The sequence below is a fragment of the Streptomyces sp. NPDC058401 genome, assembly GCF_042722885.1.
In the GTDB taxonomy this organism is placed as follows: Bacteria; Actinomycetota; Actinomycetes; order Streptomycetales; family Streptomycetaceae; genus Streptomyces.
On the sequence record NZ_JBHXKA010000090.1, the window covers coordinates 1 to 19,266 of the forward strand.

Annotated in this window: 16 protein-coding genes; 8 read left to right on the forward strand and 8 right to left on the reverse strand. The window is 73.1% G+C overall.

The window, feature by feature from the left end:
• Positions 1 to 67: 67 nt before the first annotated feature.
• Entirely contained in the window at positions 68 to 730 is a 663-nt protein-coding gene (locus ACFWNV_RS27575) for a GntR family transcriptional regulator (RefSeq protein WP_383952210.1), read from the reverse strand.
• Between the two features lie 135 nt (positions 731 to 865).
• Between ACFWNV_RS27575 and ACFWNV_RS27580 the strand changes: the two genes are divergently transcribed.
• On the forward strand, positions 866 to 1,753 hold the full coding sequence (locus tag ACFWNV_RS27580) for a (2Fe-2S)-binding protein (protein ID WP_383952253.1): 888 nt from the start codon (positions 866 to 868) through the stop codon (positions 1,751 to 1,753).
• A gap of 311 nt (positions 1,754 to 2,064) precedes the next feature.
• Positions 2,065 to 3,150, forward strand: coding sequence for a DUF2637 domain-containing protein (locus ACFWNV_RS27585; RefSeq protein ID WP_383952212.1), 1,086 nt, complete (start codon positions 2,065 to 2,067; stop codon positions 3,148 to 3,150).
• A gap of 80 nt (positions 3,151 to 3,230) precedes the next feature.
• On the opposite strand, the gene ACFWNV_RS27590 is transcribed toward ACFWNV_RS27585, so the two are convergent.
• The 4 genes from ACFWNV_RS27590 to ACFWNV_RS27605 all read right to left on the reverse strand — a co-directional run bounded on the left by ACFWNV_RS27590 (position 3,231) and on the right by ACFWNV_RS27605 (position 11,198).
• A complete protein-coding gene (locus ACFWNV_RS27590; protein WP_383952214.1) occupies positions 3,231 to 3,650 on the reverse strand; it encodes an ATP-binding protein in 420 nt (139 codons plus the stop codon).
• A gap of 175 nt (positions 3,651 to 3,825) precedes the next feature.
• A complete protein-coding gene (locus tag ACFWNV_RS27595; protein WP_383952216.1) occupies positions 3,826 to 5,568 on the reverse strand; it encodes a pyruvate dehydrogenase in 1,743 nt (580 codons plus the stop codon).
• Between the two features lie 66 nt (positions 5,569 to 5,634).
• On the reverse strand, positions 5,635 to 7,290 hold the full coding sequence (locus ACFWNV_RS27600) for a protein phosphatase 2C domain-containing protein (protein WP_383952218.1): 1,656 nt from the start codon (positions 7,288 to 7,290) through the stop codon (positions 5,635 to 5,637).
• 107 nt (positions 7,291 to 7,397) lie between these two features.
• Entirely contained in the window at positions 7,398 to 11,198 is a 3,801-nt protein-coding gene (locus ACFWNV_RS27605) for a S8 family serine peptidase (protein WP_383952220.1), read from the reverse strand.
• Positions 11,199 to 11,399: 201 nt separating this feature from the next.
• Between ACFWNV_RS27605 and ACFWNV_RS27610 the strand changes: the two genes are divergently transcribed.
• From ACFWNV_RS27610 to ACFWNV_RS27625, 4 genes are all read left to right on the forward strand, one after another.
• Positions 11,400 to 12,377, forward strand: coding sequence for a helix-turn-helix domain-containing protein (locus ACFWNV_RS27610; RefSeq protein ID WP_383952255.1), 978 nt, complete (start codon positions 11,400 to 11,402; stop codon positions 12,375 to 12,377).
• A gap of 24 nt (positions 12,378 to 12,401) precedes the next feature.
• The gene (locus ACFWNV_RS27615; protein WP_383952221.1) at positions 12,402 to 12,893 is read left to right on the forward strand and encodes a DUF456 domain-containing protein; all 492 of its coding nucleotides are present in this window, start codon (positions 12,402 to 12,404) and stop codon (positions 12,891 to 12,893) included.
• An 84-nt stretch (positions 12,894 to 12,977) separates the two neighbouring features.
• A complete protein-coding gene (locus tag ACFWNV_RS27620; RefSeq protein WP_383952223.1) occupies positions 12,978 to 13,391 on the forward strand; it encodes a PPOX class F420-dependent oxidoreductase in 414 nt (137 codons plus the stop codon).
• A gap of 83 nt (positions 13,392 to 13,474) precedes the next feature.
• Complete coding sequence (locus ACFWNV_RS27625) at positions 13,475 to 14,428, forward strand: phosphotransferase family protein (RefSeq protein WP_383952225.1); 954 nt, start codon at positions 13,475 to 13,477, stop codon at positions 14,426 to 14,428.
• Positions 14,429 to 14,603: 175 nt separating this feature from the next.
• On the opposite strand, the gene rsgA is transcribed toward ACFWNV_RS27625, so the two are convergent.
• On the reverse strand, positions 14,604 to 15,737 hold the full coding sequence (rsgA, locus tag ACFWNV_RS27630; protein WP_383952227.1) for a ribosome small subunit-dependent GTPase A: 1,134 nt from the start codon (positions 15,735 to 15,737) through the stop codon (positions 14,604 to 14,606).
• A 344-nt stretch (positions 15,738 to 16,081) separates the two neighbouring features.
• Here rsgA and ACFWNV_RS27635 point away from each other — a divergent pair, with 344 nt between their 5' ends.
• Positions 16,082 to 16,879 (forward strand): TetR family transcriptional regulator, encoded by a 798-nt coding sequence (locus ACFWNV_RS27635; RefSeq protein WP_383952229.1) that lies wholly within the window; start codon positions 16,082 to 16,084, stop codon positions 16,877 to 16,879.
• Positions 16,880 to 16,997: 118 nt separating this feature from the next.
• Entirely contained in the window at positions 16,998 to 17,399 is a 402-nt protein-coding gene (locus ACFWNV_RS27640) for a VOC family protein (protein ID WP_383952230.1), read from the forward strand.
• Here ACFWNV_RS27640 and ACFWNV_RS27645 read toward each other — a convergent pair.
• Together ACFWNV_RS27645 and ACFWNV_RS27650 are read right to left on the reverse strand one after the other, a co-directional pair.
• Positions 17,330 to 18,100 (reverse strand): helix-turn-helix domain-containing protein, encoded by a 771-nt coding sequence (locus ACFWNV_RS27645; protein ID WP_383952232.1) that lies wholly within the window; start codon positions 18,098 to 18,100, stop codon positions 17,330 to 17,332. The genes ACFWNV_RS27640 and ACFWNV_RS27645 overlap by 70 nt on opposite strands.
• 41 nt (positions 18,101 to 18,141) lie before the next feature.
• Complete coding sequence (locus ACFWNV_RS27650; RefSeq protein WP_383952234.1) at positions 18,142 to 19,266, reverse strand: YihY/virulence factor BrkB family protein; 1,125 nt, start codon at positions 19,264 to 19,266, stop codon at positions 18,142 to 18,144.

Below are 19,266 nucleotides of genomic sequence, written 5' to 3' on the forward strand. Positions count from 1 at the left end.
GGGTCTGGGGCGGAGCCCCAGAAGCTTCCGCGCAGCCAGCCGGCCAGGACGGCCGCCCGCCCGCCCCTCAGAGGGGCGTGAAGTGGGTGCGGATCAGGGATTCCGCCTCCGGGAGATCGCCCGCGGAGAGCGCCACCAGGACGGCCACGTGTTCCGCCGCGTCCGCGACGAGGTCCGCCCGGCGGATCCGGCGGGGCCCGGGCAGGGGCCACTGGGAGCGCCGGTGGAGGTCCTCCGCCACCAGGAGGAGCTGGGCGTTGCCGGCCAGCGCGAGCACCGCCCGGTGAAAGGCCCGGTCCGCGTCGGCGTACCGCGCCGCATCACCCGCGGCCGCCGCCGACTCCGCCTCCGCCGCCGCAGGCAGCATCGCGGCCCAGTCCCCGCACGGCACCGTACGGGCCAGCCGCAGCATCACCGGAACCTCGAGCAGCGCCCTGACCTCGGCCAGTTCCGCCAGCTCCCCCGGGCTCCGGGTCAGGACCCGGAAGCCCCGGTTGGGGAGGCATTCGACGACCCCCTCCAGCGCCAGCTGCTGCATCGCCTCGCGCACGGGCGTCGCGGAGACCCCGAACCGCTCCCCCAGGGCCGGGCCCGAGTAGATCTCCCCCGGCTCCAGCTCGCCCGCGAGCAGCGCCGCCCGCAGGGCGTCGAGGATCTGCCCGCGCACGGAGTGGCGCACCACTTTGCGGTCCTGCTGTGCCGGTACCCGGGCTCGGGCCGTATCGCGCACTCGGTCCTCCCACGGGTTTCGACCTGACCCCGAAGAATAGCCCGCCTTCCCACACCCGACGGAGATCAGGTAAGGTAAGGCTTACCTGTTAACGATCGTGTGATTCGGTGATTCGGTGGTTCGCGCATGAGCGTCATGACTGTCACGGCCGTCGCGCCCACCATCCGGGGCCACGTCCACCCCGGCACGCCCGCCCCGGCCGGCTCTCCGGTGGCGGACGCCTACGCACGCATGACCGCCGCCTACGCCGGACTGCGCGTCACCGAGCTCGCCCCGCACGAACCCTCCCCTCGCGGTGTGGGGTGGGTCGGTGCGGACGGGCTCGCGGCGGGCGGCAAGGCCCTGGACGCCTTCCTCGCGTGGGACGAGGCGCAGATACTCCGCGACTACGGGCGCCCGGGTCGGCCCGACGTGGTGGCGGGGTTCGGACTGCACCGGTACGCGTGGACGGCCTGTCTGCTGATCACGGTCCCGTGGTTCCTGGACCGGCGCGTGCCGCTCCTCCCCCCGGAGTCGGTGTCCTTCGACCGGACGAACGGCCGCATGGCCGTCCGCGTCCACCCCTTCGCCTGCCTGCCGGACGACCCGGCCGCAGCGCTTCCCGGGGCCCGGGTCGTGCCCGACGAGGACGCGCTGCGCGCGGAGGTGCGGGCTGCGGTGGCCCAGCACCTCGAACCGGTCATGGAGGGGTTCGGCCCCCGGACGCGGCGCGGGCGGCGCGCCCTGTGGGGAATGGTGACCGACGACGTGGTCGAGAGCCTCTGGTACGTGGGCAACCTGCTCGGCGAGGCCGAGGAGCAGCGGGCCGTGCACGAGCTGGACCGGCTCTTCCCCGGCGCGACCGCCCCGTACACCGGCGGCGCGGGCTTCCGCACCCTGGAGGCCCCGGACGGCCGGGAGCTCCCCACCCGGGACCGGGCGAGCTGCTGCTTCTTCTACACGATCCGCCCGGACGACACCTGCGTCACCTGCCCCAGGACCTGCGACGAGGACCGCGTGGCGCGCCTGACCGCCGACAGCTGACCGGGGCCGCGCAGGAGGCCTCGGGGCCGGCCGGTGTCACCCACCCAAGCGTACGGCCGCCACCAGGTTTGCGCGCCGCCGCCTCCACGGCCCCAACCCACCCGTCCGACTGACGAAAATCGAACTCAACTCGCGCAGTGCGAGCTGGAGTTCGATCAGCAACACCCTATCCGGCGGGCTCCGCCCCCCGTTGGCGTCCACTTGCCCCGAAACCCGCGTGTACGGCTCACCGGCTGCGCCACTATGGCGCCCGGAAAGCCGCAACCGGCCACAAGCCGAACAGCCGCATACGCGAGGCAAGGGACAACCGCATGAGACTGACCGACATATCGCTGGACTGGCTGCTGCCCGGCAGCCTGCTGATCCTGGGCGTACTTGCGGCAGTGGCGGTACTGGCCCGGGGCAAGCGCGAAGGCGAGAAGGCGGGGGCGGCCGAGGACAGCTGGGAGCGCAGCGAGGAGCGGCGGCGGCGCAAGGAGGCCGTCTACGGGACCGCCTCCTACGTCCTGCTCTTCTGCTGCGCGGCGGTCGCCGCGGCACTCTCCTTCCACGGGCTGGTCGGCTTCGGCCGGCAGAACCTCAACCTCTCCGGGGGCTGGGAGTACCTGGTGCCCTTCGGCCTCGACGGCGCGGCCATGTTCTGTTCGGTGCTCGCCGTCCGCGAGGCCAGCCACGGCGACGCGGCCCTCGGTTCGCGCATGCTGGTCTGGCTGTTCGCGGGTGCCGCCGCCTGGTTCAACTGGGTGCACGCCCCGCGCGGTCTCGGCCACGACGGAGCCCCGCAGTTCTTCTCGGGCATGTCCCTCTCGGCGGCCGTGCTCTTCGACCGTGCCCTGAAGCAGACCCGCCGGGCCGCACTGCGCGAACAGGGCCTGATCCCGAGGCCGTTGCCGCAGATCCGGATGGTCCGCTGGCTGCGGGCTCCCCGGGAGACCTTCGGCGCGTGGTCGCTGATGCTGCTGGAGGGGGTCCGCACGCTCGACGAGGCCGTGGACGAGGTGCGCGAGGACAAGAAGGAGAAGGAGAACGACCGGCACCGCCGACGGGACCAACACCGCCTGGACCGGGCGCACATCAAGGCGCTCGGCCGGCAGAACCGGGCGTTCGGGCGCGTGGCCCGCGCCCGTCAGGTCGAGGCGCCGGGGCTGGCCCCCGGAGCGGGCTCCGCGCCGGTCGCCGCGGAGCCGGCCATAGCGGAAACCGGACAGCTTCCCCTACGGCGCCGGCCCTCCCTGCAGGCCGTCAGCGGAACCGAGCCCCATTCCGCGGCTGACCCGGCCAACCCGGCCACCGACCCCCGGACGGTGGACCTCACCGCCGAGGACGATACCCAGACGCTCCCCCGACTCGACTCCCTGGAAAGGAAGTTGAAGGACCTGGAGCAGCAGTTCGGCTGATCCGGCCGACACGGCCCCTGCGGCCGATGCGACGGGCCGGGGCCCGTCCGGGATCCGTGTCGCGGGGTCCGCCCGATCACTCAGGCGGGCCCCGCCTCTTTGGCTCCGTGGAGCTCGAACCACACGACCTTCCCGCCGCCCAGCGCCAGCCCGAGCGCGTCCACGCCCCAGGCGTCGGCGAGCGACTGCACCAGTACCAGCCCCCTGCCGTGCGTACCGTCGTCGGCGGACGGTACGTGCGGCCGGGGCCGGCGGGCGGCGTAGTCGCGGACCTCGACCCGCAGCCGGTCGGCGGCGAACGTCGCGGAGACCTCGGCACCCTGATCGGTGTGGACGAGGGCGTTGGTGACGAGCTCGGTGATCAGCAGCTCGGCCACCTCGGCGGCCTCCGCCCGGCACCGGTGGCGCATCAACTCCCTTAAATCCCTGCGGACTTCCCCCACCGCTTTCAGATCGGCCCGCCGCACGGTCCGGGTGATCCCCGACGCGTGCACCGCCATCCCTTCTTCGGACGACGGCTCCCGCGGCACCGGCCGCCCTCTCCGCCACAGCTTTCCGGCCTTCGCCCCCACCCGCACGGCGATGTACCTCCCGTATGCCTGTTGTCCGGCGGCCCGCCTGTCGAACAGGCCTACGGGATGCATGCCCCCCGGGGGAATCCGCACGCATCCGGGCTCAAGGGCGCGGCACGTTACGGAGGTTGGATCGCGCCATCTGGATCATCCGGCCCACCCCTCCGTCCAGCACGATCTTGCTGGCCGAAAGTGCGAATCCGGTCACCATCTCAGCGCTGATCTTCGGCGGAATGGACAGGGCGTTGGGGTCCGTTACCACGTCCACCAGAGCGGGTCCCTTGTGCTTGAAAGCGTCCTTCAAAGCCGCTGTGAGCTGCTTGGGCTTCTCCACCCGCACCCCGTACGCGCCCGCCGCGCGGGCGATCGCCGCGAAGTCGGGGTTTTTGTTCGTCGTTCCGTACGAAGGAAGGCCGGAAACCAGCATCTCCAACTCGACCATCCCGAGGGATGAGTTGTTGAAGAGGACCACTTTGACGGGGAGGTCGTACTGCACCAGGGTGAGGAAATCTCCCATCAGCATGGAGAAACCACCGTCGCCCGACATCGACACCACTTGACGTCCGCGATCGGTGAACTGTGCGCCGATGGCCTGCGGAAGGGCGTTGGCCATGGAGCCGTGGCTGAAGGAGCCGATGATGCGGCGTTTTCCGTTCGGGGAAAGATAGCGCGCCGCCCATACGTTGCACATGCCTGTATCCACGGTGAACACCGCGTCCTCGTCGGCGAGTTCGTCGAGCACCGCGGCCACGTACTCGGGATGGATCGGGGTGTGCTTCTCGACCTTGCGCGTGTACGCCTTCACCACTCCCTCCAGCGCGTCCGCGTGCTTCTTCAGCATCCGGTCGAGGAACCGGCGGTCCGTCTTGGCCTTCACCCGGGTGTTCAGCGCGCGCAGGGTCTCCCGTACGTCGCCCCAGACCGCGAGGTCCAGCTTGGTGCGGCGGCCGAGGTGCTCGGGCCGGATGTCCACCTGGACGATCTTGACGTCGTCGGGGAGGAAGGCGCTGTACGGGAAGTCCGTCCCGAGCAGGATCAGCAGGTCGCACTCGTGGGTGGCCTCGTAGGCCGCGCCGTAGCCGAGCAGCCCGCTCATGCCGACGTCGTAGGGATTGTCGTACTGGATCCATTCCTTGCCGCGCAGGGCGTGCCCGACGGGGGCCTTGACCCGGCCGGCGAACTCCATCACCTCGGCGTGTGCGCCGGCGGTTCCGCTGCCGCAGAAGAGGGTGACCCGGTCGGCCTCGTCGATGAGCCGGACCAGCTTGTCGATCTCCCCGTCACCGGGCCGTACGGTCGGCCGCGCGGTCACGAGCGCCTGCTCGATGCTCTGCTCCGGGGCGGGCTGGGAGGCGATGTCCCCGGGCAGGGACACCACCCCGACGCCGCCGCGGCCGATGGCGTGCTGGATGGCGCTCTGCAGTACGCGCGGCATCTGCCGCGGGTTGGAGATCAGTTCGCTGTAGTGGCTGCACTCGGTGAACAGCCGGTCGGGGTGGGTCTCCTGGAAGTAGCCGAGGCCGATCTCGGAGGAGGGGATGTGGGAGGCCAGCGCGAGGACCGGGGCCATGGAGCGGTGGGCGTCGTAGAGCCCGTTGATCAGGTGGAGGTTGCCGGGGCCGCAGGAGCCCGCGCAGGCGGCGAGGGAGCCGGTGATCTGGGCCTCGGCGCCGGCCGCGAAGGCGGCGGTCTCCTCGTGGCGCACCTGGATCCAGTCGATGCCGCCGGTGCGGCGGATCGCGTCGACGACGGGGTTGAGGCTGTCCCCGACGACTCCGTACATCCGGCGCACGCCGGCGCGCACGAGAATGTCGATGAACTGCTCCGCCACGTTCTGCTTGGCCATGGAGGGGGCGCCCTTTCCGGTTCGGCTCTGCCGTGTGCGCCTCCCATCCACGCACGGTCCGCCCGGTTACGCCTCCCAGACCGCGGCGGCCGTCCGGTCGTCGGCGTACCCCTTGAGGCGGAGCTGGGTGTCCGCGAGGAAGGCCGCGAGGCCCGGCGGGGGCGCGTCGGCCCAGCGGGCGGCGAGCTCGGCGGAGAGCGGCTCCTCCTCGCGCATCGGGTCCGCGAGGCCGCCCGAGCACAGGAGCAGGGTGTCGCCGGGCCGGGCCACGGAGGCCCGGAAGCGGAACCTGAACCCGGCGGGCCCGGCGGGCGGGCCGGGCGGGGCCGCCGGGGCGGGCTCGGGCTCCTCCAGGTCCCGCCACTGGCCGTCGCGGAGCCGGAACAGGCCGCCCGCGCCCGCGCCGAAGCAGACCCGGGTGCGGCAGCCGGGGTCGACCGGAAGCAGCACCCCGCGCAGCCCGGCCGTGTAGCCGTCCTCGGGGAGCCCCAGCTCGGCGGCGCGGGCGCGCAGCTGCCCGTAGCCACGGTCGGTGAGCCGCTGGAGCCCGGAGCGCAGGGCTTCGCGCCGGCCGTCCCGGATGTCCTGCGACAGCCGCTCCTGGCTCCGCCCGACGGCCGCGGCGACGGAGCGGCACACCTCGGCGGCGGCTTCGGCGGCCCCGGGCCCGGCCCGGTCCCCACCGGCGAGCACGACCAGGACCAGCGCGTCGGGGCCGGTGCCGAAGCGGGCGGTGAGCAGGAAGTCCCGCCGGGCCTCGCCCCGGAACCGGGCGGAGTCCCCGCGCACGGAGGCCGCGCGCAGCGTGTAGCCGCCGTACTGGGCCCCCTCCAGCACGGTGTCGGGCGTCAGGGCGACGAGCCCGGCGGGGTCGGCGGCGGGCAACGCGATGGGCTCCGCGGCGTAGGTGGGCGGCCGGTCCCCCAGATGCGCCACCACGGGCCGCGGCACCCCCGAAAACCCGGAGCCCCCGTCCCCGTCCCCGGACACGGAAGCGGACCCCCAGCCCGCCCCGGAACCGGGATGCGAGCCAAGGGCGAAGCCGGTTTCGGGATGGGAACCGGAGACGACTCCGGACCTGGGATCCGAGCCGTGGCCCGAGTGCACATCCGGTACCGGGTCGGACGCGTCCGGGGCAACCGCGTCCGGGTCAGCCGGTTCCGGGTGCCCGGATCCGGCGTGCGCGCCGTCGGACCCGGGCTCCGCACCCGCCGGGTCCGCCTCCGCGGGCGCCTCAGCGGGCGCCTCCGCCGCTGGCGGGTCGTCCCTGGGCCCCCAGCTCCAGTCGGACGGTTCCTCCGACTCCTCGGCGGGCAGCGCGGGCGGCACGGAGACGCTCCCGAGGGCGTACCAGGTCTGGCCGCCCTCCCGGGGGTCCCGCGGCGGCGGCAGCACCGAGCCGCCGGACGCGTCGTCGGCCCGGGAACGGGCCACGGGCGGCGCCGCCTCCACCTCGGAGACCGGGGCGCGCACGACCACAGGCGGCTCCGGCTCCGCCGCCGCCCCGGGAGCAGCCACAGCCGGCTCCGGCTCCGGCGCGGCGTCCTCCGGCACGGATGCCGGGTCTCTCCGGGGGTGGGGTACCGGGGTCGGGGCCACGAGGACCGCCGCCGAGCGGAAGCGGTGTTCCAGGGTGTCCCGGGGGTCGGGTTCCGGTCCCGCGTCGGGGTCTTCGTAGAGCTTCTGCCACCAGTCATCCGCGCCCGCGTCCCGCTGACTCATGGCCCTCATTGTCGGGCTCCGGCGCAGCCGAAATCCGGCGAACGCAGGAAAAAGGGGGGCCCATCGGACCGCCGTCCGATGGACCCCCCTGCTCTATGTCGTACGACTTAGCGAATGTCGTACGCCCGCGCGACCATCTGGGTGACGGTGGCGCCGTTCTTGTCGGTCAGTTCGACCTTGAGCATGACCTGCTTGCCCGCGGCTCCGGCGTGGTTCACGGTCGCGGTCCACTGCCCGCCGCGCTCGCTCACCTTCGCCTCGCTCCAGCTGCCGCCCTCGTCGTACGAGTACGACAGCTTGGCGGACTTGAGCGCGCCGGGCGCGTAGCCCGCGTGCCCGCTGACCGAGAGGCCGATCTTCTGGCCGTCGGCCGCGGCCAGCGTCTTCAGGCCGTCCAGCGGGGCCGAGATCCGCGGGAAGATGACCGGCAGCGCCTGCGAGTACTGCGTCGCGTCCAGCTTCGAGCGGAAGGTCCAGGTGGTCTGGATCCCGGAGGAGCGCTGCCAGGTGCGGGCCGGCTGGCCGAACTTCTCCAGCTGCTGGGTCAGTTCGTACGTGGCCTCGCCGGCCGGGACCTCGAAGGCCCCGAACGGGTAGCCGGTGTCGCCCAGCGACTCGCCGTCGACCTTGAGCGAGACGTTGCCGAGGTCGCCGAAGCCGCCCTGCTGCGCGTAGTGCCCGGTGTCGCCCCACATGGCGGAGGAGAAGCCGATCAGGTTGCCCTGCCGCTCGGCGGCCAGCAGCTCCTTGCCCGCGGTGTCGCGCGGCGCCACCGGTCCGATGACCCCGTCGTACCAGTTCTCGGCGCGCTTGGAGCCCGCCTTGTACGTGCGGTGCTGGTCGGTCATGAACTCGCCCCACGGGAAGCTGCTGGAGACCAGGTGGTCCCAGGCGGTGTCCCCGGCGGAGTAGTACTCGGTGCGCTTGCCCGGTACCGCGACGGTGTCGATGGAGCCGAAGTACACGGCGCCGCCCGTCGGGCGGTAGGCCCCGGTCACGTCGATGTAGTCGGCGGCGACGCCCATCGACTGGTAGGCCGACTCGACGGCGCCCAGGTCACGGTCGCGCACCCGGTAGGTGCGGTCCCCGTGGACCTGTCCCTTCTCGATCTGGGCCAGGTTGTAGACGTACGGGCTCTTCGCGCTGCCCTTCCAGCTCAGCGTGACCGCGCCCTTGGCGAGCTTGGCCGCCAGGGCCTTGCCCTCGGCGGATTCGACGGTCAGCACCGGGAGGGCGCCGCCGGCGTAGCCGCTGAAGGCCTGCCAGCGGCCGGGGGCCTCGCGGTGGACGAGGAGGGCCTTGGCTCCGGCCGCCTTCGCGTTGCCGGCGATCTCGTAGACCGAGCCCTCGTCCGTGACCTTGACCAGGGCGATCGCGCCCTTGGCGGCCACGGCGGCGAGCTCCTCGGGCGTGCCCGAGCCCGCGTTGACGAGCGGGGCGCTGCCCGTGCCGTCCAGGTTGTCGGTGCCGGTGGAGGCGGTGATCGGGTGCAGCACGGGGCCGCCGTTCGCCTTCAGTTCGGAGAGCAGCGGGGCGGCTGCCCGCCAGTAGCTGCCGAACTCGAAGTCGCCTTCCTTGGCCTTGCCGTCGACCGAAGCGTAGTAGCCGCGGATCGTGCGGCCGCCCATGGCGGTGCCGGCGTGGAGCCACGACTCGCCCCAGGAGCGGGCGAAGGCGAGGGTGGTGGAGCGCGCCTCGCTGGGCTTCTCGGTGGCGATGTTCAGCTTGGCCGCCTTGCGGGCGTCCAGCACGATCACCGTGTCCTTCTTGATCTCCGTCTGCGGACGGCCCAGGTAGGTGAGCGAGTCGTACATCCGGTCGCCCTCGCCCGCGTCGGGGGTACCGACGAAGGCGGAGAGGAAGTACGAGCCCGGGCGGACCCGGTAGACCTGGTCCGCGGCGCCCTCGTTGAAGCGGCGCTCACCGGTGGCGTCGTCGGTGCCGATCAGGTCCAGCGAGGACGGGCCCGCTGCCGGCTTGCCGTCGCGGTCGAGGAGCTTGACGCGCACCGTCACCGTCTCCGGCTCCACGTAGAGGGAGAAGGGGGTGGAGACGTGCACGCCCTTCGCCGTGGCGATGACGCGGCCGGTGACGTCCCCGTACTGGGAGCGCTCCAGCTTCGCGGCGGGGTCCAGGGCGAGCGGCACCTTGACGGTGGCGCCGGCCGGGACGGTCACGGTGCGCCGGTCCAGGCGGGCGACCTGGCTGCGGACGGCGGAGCCGTCGTTGCCGGTGACCTTCTCCACGGAGAGGCTCAGCGTGACGGGCTTGGTCCCCGTGTTGGTGTACGGGACCTCGACGCTGCTGCGGTCGCTGCGGTCCTGCGGCCAGTTGTACGTGCCGCCCTGCACCGCGGGGGCGCTGGTGACGGTGGTGTCGATGGCGGCCTTGACGTCGAGCCGGCCGCCGCCGGTCTCCCGGACGTCGCCGGGCACCGAGCTGTTGGCGGAGCCGACGAGCGCGGCCTTGATCTGCTGCGCCGTCCAGTCGGGGTGGCGCTGCTTGACGATGGCGGCGGCGCCCGCGACGTGCGGGGTGGCCATCGAGGTGCCGGACATGGACTGGTACGCGTACACCCCGCGGCCGCCCATGTTGGCGGCGGAGATCTGGACGCCGGGGGCGGCGATCTCGGGCTTGAGGGTGTGGTTCAGGCCGGCCGGGCCGCGGCTGGAGAAGGAGGCCGTCTTGTCGTCGCGGTCGACGGCGCCGACGGTCAGCACGCTGGGTGCGCAACCGGGCGAGGAGACGGTGTTGTTGCCGGGCCCGGAGTTGCCGGCGGCGATGACGAAGAGGGTGCTGCTGCTCTGGGCGAGCGCCTCGGTGGCCTCGGCCATCGGGTCGTCACAGGAGAGCTGGGAGGGGTCGCCCAGGCTCATGGAGACCACGTCGGCCTTGCTGTCCACGGCCCACTGCATGCCCGCGATGATCCAGGAGTCCAGGCCGTAGCCGGAGTCGTTGAGGACCTTGCCGCTGAGCAGCTGGGCGCCGGGGGCGACGCCCTTCTTCGCGCCGCCGCTCGCGGCGCCGGAGCCGCCCACGGTGGAGATGGTGTGGGTGCCGTGGCCCTGGCGGTCCTCGGCGGTGTCCGAGTCGGTGAAGTTCTTGGCCTCGGTGACCCGGCCCTTGAGGTCGGGGTGTTCGAGGTCGGTGCCGGTGTCGAGGACGGCGACCTTGGTGCCCGTGCCGTCGAATCCGGCGGCCCAGGCTGCGGTGGCGCCCACCTGCTTGGTCGAACGCTCCAGGTTCGCCTGGACCTTGCCGTCCAGCCACAGCTTCTTCAGCGGGGCGGAGGCGGCCGACCGGGCGTGCGGATTGACGTTCGCGCCGGTGACGTCGGCCCAGAAGTCGGTGGCCTTGTCCTTGTCGGCGGCGAGTGCGACTCCGCCGATGGAGCCGAGGACCAGCTTCTGTTCGGCGCCGCGCGGGGCGGGCGGGGCGCTGCGCGCCAGGCTCGCGGAGCGCTCGTAGACCGCGATGAGCGGGAGCTTCTTGGCGTGCGCGTCGTCGTAGCCCTGCCGGATCAGGCCGGTGACGTTGAAGAGTTCCTCGTCGGCCTTGCCCGCGGCGAGGGCCTTGACCGCGCTCTCGGGGTAGACGTAGAGGTCCTTGCCCGCCTGGCGGGTCTGGACGATCGGCTGCGAGCCGTCCTCGCGGGGCATGGCGGTGGCGGCCGTACGGCCCTGGGCGTCGGTGGACACCAGGATCCGGTCACCGGTGACCAGGGTGACCGTGACGGGGCCGGTGGGCTGCTGCGCGGCCTCCGGGCTGCCGGTGAGGGCCTTCTTTGCCGTGCCGGATCCTGCTCCGGACGCTCCGTCGCTCGGCTGTGCCGTGGACGGGCCCACGGCCGTGACGGCCAGGACGGCCGCGATGGCCGCTCCCAGTGCCGTACGCGATATCGGGCGCATCGCTCTCCCCAGATGAATTCCGGCCAACTACTGCATTGCACGGCGAAATGGCCGCGTAAATGGCTTCTGGCCAGCGGATGTTGGTGCTGCGGTGGCGCCACCTTGGCAGAGGGGCGCCGGGTGCGGCGATGATGTCGACGGCGGGTTTGCGCCGTGGCCGCTTCCCGCCAGGAACGGTTCCGAGAGGGTTGGGTGGACGAGTTGCTGGGTGCGATAGGTCTCGACGAAGGACAGGAGTCCGCTTACCGGGCGCTGGTCGCGCTGGGGGCGGCGGAGATACCGGACCTCGCGCACCGGCTGACGCTGCCGGTGCAGCAGACCGAGCGGACCCTGCGCCACCTGGAGCGCCACGGGCTCGCGGCCCAGTCCTCCGCCCGTCCCGGCCGGTGGGTGGCCGCTCCGCCCGGGGTGGCCCTGGGGGCCCTCCTCACCCAGCAGCGGCACGAGCTGGAGCAGGCGGAGCTGGCGGCGGCCCTGCTGGCGGAGGAGTACCGGGCGGAGGCCGCCGAACCGGCCGTGTACGACCTGGTGGAGGTGGTGACGGGCGCGAGCGCGGTGGCCCACCGCTTCCACCAGCTCCAGCTCGGCGCGGTGGAGGAGGTGTGCGCGCTGGTCAGCGGCCGGCCGCAGGTGGTGACGGGGACGGACAACGAGGCGGAGGAACGCGCGGCCGTACGGGGCGTCGCGTACCGGGTGGTCATCGAGCGGGAGGTGCTGACCCTGCCCAGCGGGATCCGCGAGGCCTCCACGGCGCTGGCGCGCGGCGAGCACATCCGGGTCTCGGCCGCGGTGCCGACCAAACTCGTCATCGCCGACCGGACCCTCGCGATGGTCCCGCTGACGGCGCGCGGGGCGGAGCCGGCGGCGCTGGTCGTGCACGCGTCGGGGCTGCTGGAGTCCCTGATGGGCCTCTTCGAGGCGGTCTGGCGGGAGTCCCTCCCGCTGCGGCTGGGATCCACCGGGGCGCCGGAGGAATCGGGTGGCGGACCGGACACCACGGACCTGGAGATCCTCACCCTCCTGCTGGCGGGGATGACGGACGCGAGCGTGGCGAAGCACCTGGAGCTGGGCCTGCGGACGGTGCAGCGGCGGGTCAAGGGCCTGATGGAGCTGGCGGGGGTCACGACCCGGCTCCAGCTCGGCTGGCACGCGTACGAACGGGGCTGGGTGGCCCGATAGCCCCAGGTCAGGCAGGCTGAGCAGATGGATCTGCCTCAGCTGCCCCAGTTGCTGCTGGTGGGGCTGGTGCTGGTGCTCGGATTGCTCGGGGTACTGGTCCCCGGCGTCCCCGGCACCCTCCTCGTCTGGGCCGGGGTCCTGTGGTGGGCGCTGCACGAACAGACCTCGGCGGCCTGGGGCCTGCTGGCGGGCGCGACGGCGCTGCTGCTGGTCGTCCAGGTGGTGAAGTGGCAGCTGCCCCCGCGACGGCTCCGAGGGGTCGGCGTCACCCACCGGATGGTGGTGTACGCGGGCACGGGGGCGGTACTGGGCTTCGTGCTGATCCCGGTCATCGGCACGGTCCCCGGCTTCGTGGGCGGCATCTACCTCTGCGAGCGGCGCCGCCTGGGCGCCCACGGGGAGGCGTGGGCGTCGGTACGGGCGGTGATGCGGGCGGTGGGGACGAGCGTGCTGGTGGAGCTGTTCGCGTGCCTGCTGGTGGTGGGGGCATGGCTGGGCCTCGTGCTGTGGGCGTAGGCCGCCGGACGGGGCTTATGGCGTAGGCCGGACTAGGCCCTCGGCCCGATGCGCCGCCCGGGCCCGGCTGGGATCGTCTCCCCCATGACGGAGAAGACGGATGCCAAGGATTCCAAGGGTTCCCAGGGCTTCAGCGGTTTCAGCGAGGCCGAACTGACCTACCTGCGTTCGCAGCACCTGGGCCGCCTCGCGACGGTGGACCCGGCCGGGCAGCCCCAGGCGAACCCGGTGGGATTCTTCCCGCAGGACGACGGGACGGTCCTGGTGGGCGGGCTGGCCATGGGCACGACGAAGAAGTGGCGCAACCTCACCCACGACCCCCGGCTGTCCCTGGTCGTGGACGACCTGGTCAGCACCCGTCCGTGGAAGGTCCGCGGCATCGAGATCCGCGGCCGGGCCACCCTGGAGGTGGGCCCGCACTCCCTGGGCCCCCACTTCAGCCCGGAGGTCATCCGCATCCACCCGGACCGCGTCCTGACATGGGGCCTGACGGACTAGCACGCTCCTCCCCGGGTGGGGGGGACGGGGCCCTTCACGAAAATGCCGTGTGGGCTCGGAACATCCGTTGGTCTAATGCGCGGATGGAAAACACCCCGACAGCCGAAACCGCCCCCGCCGACCCGTGGCTCGCCCACTTCGCCGGCCGCGGGCACCCGGCCGTCCGCCGGATCGGCGCCGGCGTCGAGGGCGTGGTGTACGGGCTGGGCGAGGGCCGGGCCGCCAAGGTGTGGAGCGGCCGTCCGCCGGCCGGTCTCGCCCTCACCCGCGAGGTGTACGCGGACATCGCGCGCCGCCGCCCGCCGTTCGCCACCCCGGAGATCTTCGACGTCGAGGACCACGAGGGCGTCACGGTGACGTACGAGCGCGAGCTGCCCGGAGGCCCGCTGAGGGCCGACTCCGCGCACGAGGCGTACGAGCGCGAGCTGTCCGCCCGGCACGGCGACGCGCTGCTCACCGTGCTGCGCGGGCTGGCCTCCGTGCCCGGCACCGCCGCGATGCTCCGGCTGACCGTCCACGGTGACGACCGTCCGCTGTGGCGGGATCACGACTGCTTCCGCGATGCGCTCGCGGCCCTGGTCGACCGGGCCGCGGCCCGGAACGGGGCCGCGCTCGCGGCGCACGTACCGGACTTCGAGGCGGGAGTCGACCGCACGCGCCGGGCCCTGCGCGCGCTCCCCGACGCCCCGGTGACGGCGATCCACGGTGACCTCGTACCGCCCAACATCCATGTGGACGAGGCCGGCCGGCCCGTCGCGGTGCTCGACTTCGGCTTCTACACGACCGCGGGCGACCCGGCCTTCGAGGCCGCCGTGACCGCTGCCGTCTGGGACATGTACGGGCCGCACGCCGCGGAGCACGCCGCGGAACTCACCGGGCTCTTCGCCCGGGAGCTGGGCTACCCGCCGGCGACCCTCGCCGCCTACCAGGCCGCGTACGCCCTCACGACCTACGACCTCTTCGGCCTGGACTTGCAGGACGGCCACTTCCGCTGGTGCGCGCAACAGCTCCGCGGCAACCGGGTGTTCAACGCCTGACGCGCGGCCCCCGACGGCACGGCCGAAGTCACCTACCCGCCCTTCGCCCGTTCCCCGGGCGCTGCCCGGACCCGGTCCTCAAACGCCGGACGGGCTGAAAGATCCAGCCTCGCCGGCGTTTGAGGCGCGGGGTCCGGGGGCGGGGTCCGGGGGCGGGGTCCGGGGGCGGGAGCCGTCAGGCTCGGCCCGTGCGCTTCGCGGAGTAGTTCGCGCGGCCCTCCGCCGAGCGGAGCCGCCAGTCGCGCTTGATCTCCGACCGGAGCCGCGCGTCCGTCTTCGCGACGATCCGCTGGTTCTCCCGCAGCAGCTTGCGGTAGCTCTCCAGTCGCCGCACCGCCAGCTCCCCGGAGTCCAGCGCGGCCATCACCGCACACCCCGGCTCCGCCTCGTGCGCGCAGTCGTGGAAGCGGCAGCGCTCCGCGTACTCCTCGATCTCCGAGAAGACCTGCCCGACGCCCGCCTCCGCGTCGAAGAGCCCGACGCCCCGCAGCCCGGGGGTGTCGATGAGCACGCCTCCGCCCGGCAGCGCGAGCAGGTTGCGCGTCGTGGTGGTGTGGCGGCCCTTGCCGTCGACGTCGCGGGCGGCCTGGACCTCCATCACCTCTTCTCCGAGCAGGGCGTTGGCCAGCGTGGACTTGCCCGCGCCGGAGATCCCGAGGAGCACGCTCGTACCGCTGCCGACCACCGCGGCGAGCACGTCCGTGCCCTCCCCGGTCACGGAGGACACCGTGAGGACCGTGACCCCGGGGGCCGTGGCCTCCACGTCCTCGACGAGGTGTCCGAGGGTGACCGGGTCCGGGACCAGGTCCGCCTTGGTCAGGACGACGAGCGGCTGGGCGCCCGATTCCCAGGCGAGCGCGAGGAACCGCTCGATGCGGCCGAGGTCCAGTTCGACCGCCAGTGACACGGCGATGATCGCGTGGTCGACGTTCGCGGCGAGGATCTGCCCCTCGGACCGCTGGGAGGAGGTGGACCGTACGAAGGCGGTCCGGCGCGGCAGGTACGTCTTCACGTAGCGCGGGTTGCCGTGTGCCTCGACCACCGCCCAGTCGCCGGTGCAGATGACCCGGAGCGGGTCGTGGGGGGTGACGAAGGCGGTGTCGGCGCGGACGATGCCGTCCGCCGTCATGACGTCGCACTGTCCGCGGTCGACCCGTACGACCCGGCCGGGCAGGAGGCCCTGGTCCGCGTACGGGGCGAACTCGGCCGCCCACGCCTCGTCCCAGCCGAAGGGGGCCAGGGCGTGCGGAAGCGACGAGGAGAGAGAGGAAGAAGAGAGGGAGGAAGCGGAGAAAGCGGAGAGAGACAAGGGAAACCCTTCACAGGGTGGCCCCGGCGGTGCGCGCCGCTACCGGGCGCGAAAGAGGTGTGAGGTCAGCCGGAGACCACAGAAGTGACATTGATGGTCTTCTGAGTGCGGGCAACGCCCTGCGCCATGACAGTCATCAATGAACTCACCTCCGGGTCTGCACACGTACTGACGAGTGGTCCCGCGCCGGTGCTCGGCGGGAACGTCCCCACCGTAACAAGCACCCGCGCGCCCGCGCCACTTCTTTTTCGGGTCGCCGAAAACCGGGTTTCGAACTTACCGCCGGTCAGGGGGAGCCCGGGAAACAGCCGGTCAAGTCCGCTACGGAGACTAGAGTGTTCCGCATGGAGAGCAGCGGAACCGCAGATTCTGAGACGATTTACGAGACATGCATCGCCTCGGTGATCGAGACGGCTCCCGACACCCGGCGGCGGATCCTGCGGGTCTCCGTGGAGCTGTTCGGGGTCCATGGATTCCACGAGACCTCGCTGCGGGAGATCGCCGAGCGGGTGGGCGTCTCCAAGCCGGCGGTGCTCTACCACTTCCCCGGCAAGGCCGACATCCTCGGCGCCCTCGTCGAGCCGATGCTCCGCGATCTGGCGGCCGCCCTGGCCCGCGCCGCGGCGGCCGGGGCGCCGGACCGGGCCCGGTGGGCCGCCATCGAGGGGGTGCTCGACGTCTGGCTGGAGCACCGCCACCTGCTCCGCCTCAACCTCCAGGACACGGCCCCGGCCGCTCCCGGTCCGGCCTTCGCGCGGCTGCGCGAGTCGATGCTCCGGGCCGGCTTCCTGGTCGCGGGGCCCAATCCCGGGTTCGCGGAGCGGGTGCGGGCGTCCCAGGCCGTCGCCATGCTCTCCGACCCGGTGGTGCTGTTCGCCGACGCCCCCGTCCCGGCCCTGCGCGAGGCCGTGCTGGACGGCGTACGCCGCCTCCTCGACGGCCCGCACGCGACCGGCGACGGCCCCGCCCGGCCCGCTCCGGGCGGCCGGCGCGGGCGGCCCGCCGCCATGAGCCCGGCCATGATCGAGGCCGCCCGCCGGATGCACGCGGCCGGCAGCGGGGGCACCGCGATCGCCGCCGCCCTCGGCGTCTCCCGGGCCACGGTCTACCGGCACCTGCCCCAGGAGGAGGAACCCGAGTGACCGGGCCCGTCTGGGCCAGACCAGACCAGACCTGACCTGACCCGATCGGCCCGATCGGGCCGCGCCCGTGTCCGATGCGTTCAAGACCGGCCCGGCCCGGCGTGCCTAGGGTGAGTTCATGACTCCCCGACTCGACATGATCGGCATCATCGTCTCCGACATGGCCGCATCGCTCGCCTTCTACCGCCGCCTCGGCATCGACGTGCCGGCCGAGGCCGACTCCCAGCCGCACGCCGAAGCCGTCCTGCCGGGCGGGCTGCGGATCGGCTGGGACACGGAGGAGGTCATCCGCTCCTTCGACCCGTCCTGGACCCGCCCCACGAGCGACGGCCGGGTGGGGCTGGCCTTCCTGTGCGACTCCCCGGCCGAGGTGGACTCGCTGTACGCGGAGCTGACGGAGGCCGGGCACACGGGCCACCTGAAGCCCTGGGACGCCTTCTGGGGGCAGCGCTACGCCGTCGTGCTGGATCCGGACGGCTCCGGGATCTCCCTCTTCGCACCGGCGGATCCGGCCGCGTAGGCCCCGGGCGTGGTCCCGGCCAGGGCCCGCACCTCGCGGGTGTAGTGGGCCTGGTCGGCGTATCCGGCCGCCGCCGCGACCGCCGCCTGCGGCAGTCCGCGCCGGGTCAGCGCCAGGGCCCGCTGGAGGCGCAGGATCCGCCCCAGGGTGCGGGGCCCGTAGCCGAAGGCGTCGAGCGAGCGCCGGTGCAGCTGCCGCTCCCCCAGGCCGACCGCCCCCGCCACCGCGGCCACGCCCTGCCCGGCCCGCAGCCGGGCCGCGACCTCCGTGACGAGCGGGTCCGGGAGCCCGCCGTCGGCCGTGCGGAGCCGGGCCAGCTCCTCCAGTCCCGCGCGGGGATCCCCGTACGAGCCCACGCGCGCGGTGAGGCGCCGTACCTCGGCGGCGGGCCACAGGTCGGCCAGCTCGACCCGCCGGTCCCGCAGGACGCGGGCCGGTACGCCGAGCAGCGCGGGCGCGGCGCCGGGGGCCAGCCGGATCCCGGCGAAGCCGGAGCCCGGGATCTCTCCGGCGGGGTGCGCGGCGGTGTCGGGTCCGGCCACCAGGAGCCGCCCCTCCACCCACAGCAGGTCCATGCACCCGTCGGGCAGCACCATGTCCGCGCCGGCCCCGCCGGCCCGCCAGAGCACTGCTCCGGCGACCGTCCGGGACGGCCGTTCCTCGTACCCGGGAGCGGGCGCGCGGTCCGCGGGATCTTCCACGGAACCAGGCTACGGCGGCAGCCCGCAGCGGGCAGCGCCCGTCAGTGCTTGCGCAGGCGGGAGTGGTAGTCCTCGGGGGGCAGGAACTTCGACCAGCGCTCCGGGAACTCCGAGGGCATGCCCCCGTCCTCGTCGCCCTCGTCGTCCTCCGACTCCCCCTCGGCCAGGGCCCGCCAGGCGGCCGCCCGGGCCACGAGCTGGGCGGCCTCCGCCTCGCGGACCCGGTCGTTCGCCTCGCGCGCCGCGGCGGTGGCCACCGAGGGCCAGACCCGGTCGATCGCGGCGTTGACGGCGGCCCCGACCAGGACGGCGAAGGCCGAGATGCCGATCCACAGCAGGATCGCCACGGGGGCGGCCAGCGATCCGTAGATGGTCGGCCCCTCCACCGTGTTGGTGAGGTAGATCCGCAGCAGGAACGAGCCGAGCACCCACATGGCGAGGGCGACGAGCGCGCCGGGCACGTCCTCGATCCAGGGCGAGCGGACCGGGACGGAGACGTGGTAGAGCGTGGTCAGGAAGGCGATGGAGAGCAGCGTGACGACGGGCCAGTACAGGACCGCGATCACCTCGGTGCTCCAGGGCAGCAGCCGCACCACCGCGTCCGGGCCGACCACCATCAGCGGCAGCACGATGGCGCCGATCAGCAGGGCGGCGATGTAGAGGACGAAGGCGAGCAGCCGGGTCTTGACGATGCCGCGCTGGCCGTCGAGTCCGTACATGACGGTGATGGTGTCGATGAAGACGTTGACGGCGCGCGAGCCCGACCAGAGGGCGAAGGCGAAGCCGAGGGAGATGAGGTCGGGGCGGCCGCGGCCGGTGACGTCGTCGAGCATCGGTTTGGCGATGTCGTTGACGCCCCGGTCGGAGAGCACGGTGCCGACCGCGCGCAGGATGTTCTCCTCGATGCTGGCGACGGTCGTACCGCCCGACCAGCCGTCCACGTAGCCGAGGAGGCCCAGCAGGCCCAGGAAGAGCGGGGGCAGCGAGAGCAGGGTGAAGAAGGCCGCCTCGGCGGCGAGTCCGAGGATCCGGTACTCGATGCACGAGTTCACGGTGTCCTTGAGCAGCAGCCACGCCATCTTGCGCTTGGAGACGTTGCGGTAGAGGGCGCGGGCCCGGTGGAGGCGTCCCGGAATCCGCTCAGGTGTTTCTTTCGCGTGCTGCAC

Coding starts and splice junctions, on each gene's coding strand:
- ACFWNV_RS27600 (WP_383952218.1), bottom strand. CDS start 7,290: ATGAGTCAGCGGGACGCGGGCGCGGATGACTGGTGGCAGAAGCTCTAC.
- ACFWNV_RS27585 (WP_383952212.1), top strand. CDS start 2,065: ATGAGACTGACCGACATATCGCTGGACTGGCTGCTGCCCGGCAGCCTG.
- ACFWNV_RS27620 (WP_383952223.1), top strand. CDS start 12,978: ATGACGGAGAAGACGGATGCCAAGGATTCCAAGGGTTCCCAGGGCTTC.
- ACFWNV_RS27615 (WP_383952221.1), top strand. CDS start 12,402: ATGGATCTGCCTCAGCTGCCCCAGTTGCTGCTGGTGGGGCTGGTGCTG.
- ACFWNV_RS27640 (WP_383952230.1), top strand. CDS start 16,998: ATGACTCCCCGACTCGACATGATCGGCATCATCGTCTCCGACATGGCC.
- ACFWNV_RS27595 (WP_383952216.1), bottom strand. CDS start 5,568: ATGGCCAAGCAGAACGTGGCGGAGCAGTTCATCGACATTCTCGTGCGC.
- ACFWNV_RS27625 (WP_383952225.1), top strand. CDS start 13,475: ATGGAAAACACCCCGACAGCCGAAACCGCCCCCGCCGACCCGTGGCTC.
- ACFWNV_RS27635 (WP_383952229.1), top strand. CDS start 16,082: ATGGAGAGCAGCGGAACCGCAGATTCTGAGACGATTTACGAGACATGC.
- ACFWNV_RS27590 (WP_383952214.1), bottom strand. CDS start 3,650: ATGGCGGTGCACGCGTCGGGGATCACCCGGACCGTGCGGCGGGCCGAT.
- ACFWNV_RS27580 (WP_383952253.1), top strand. CDS start 866: ATGACTGTCACGGCCGTCGCGCCCACCATCCGGGGCCACGTCCACCCC.
- ACFWNV_RS27605 (WP_383952220.1), bottom strand. CDS start 11,198: ATGCGCCCGATATCGCGTACGGCACTGGGAGCGGCCATCGCGGCCGTC.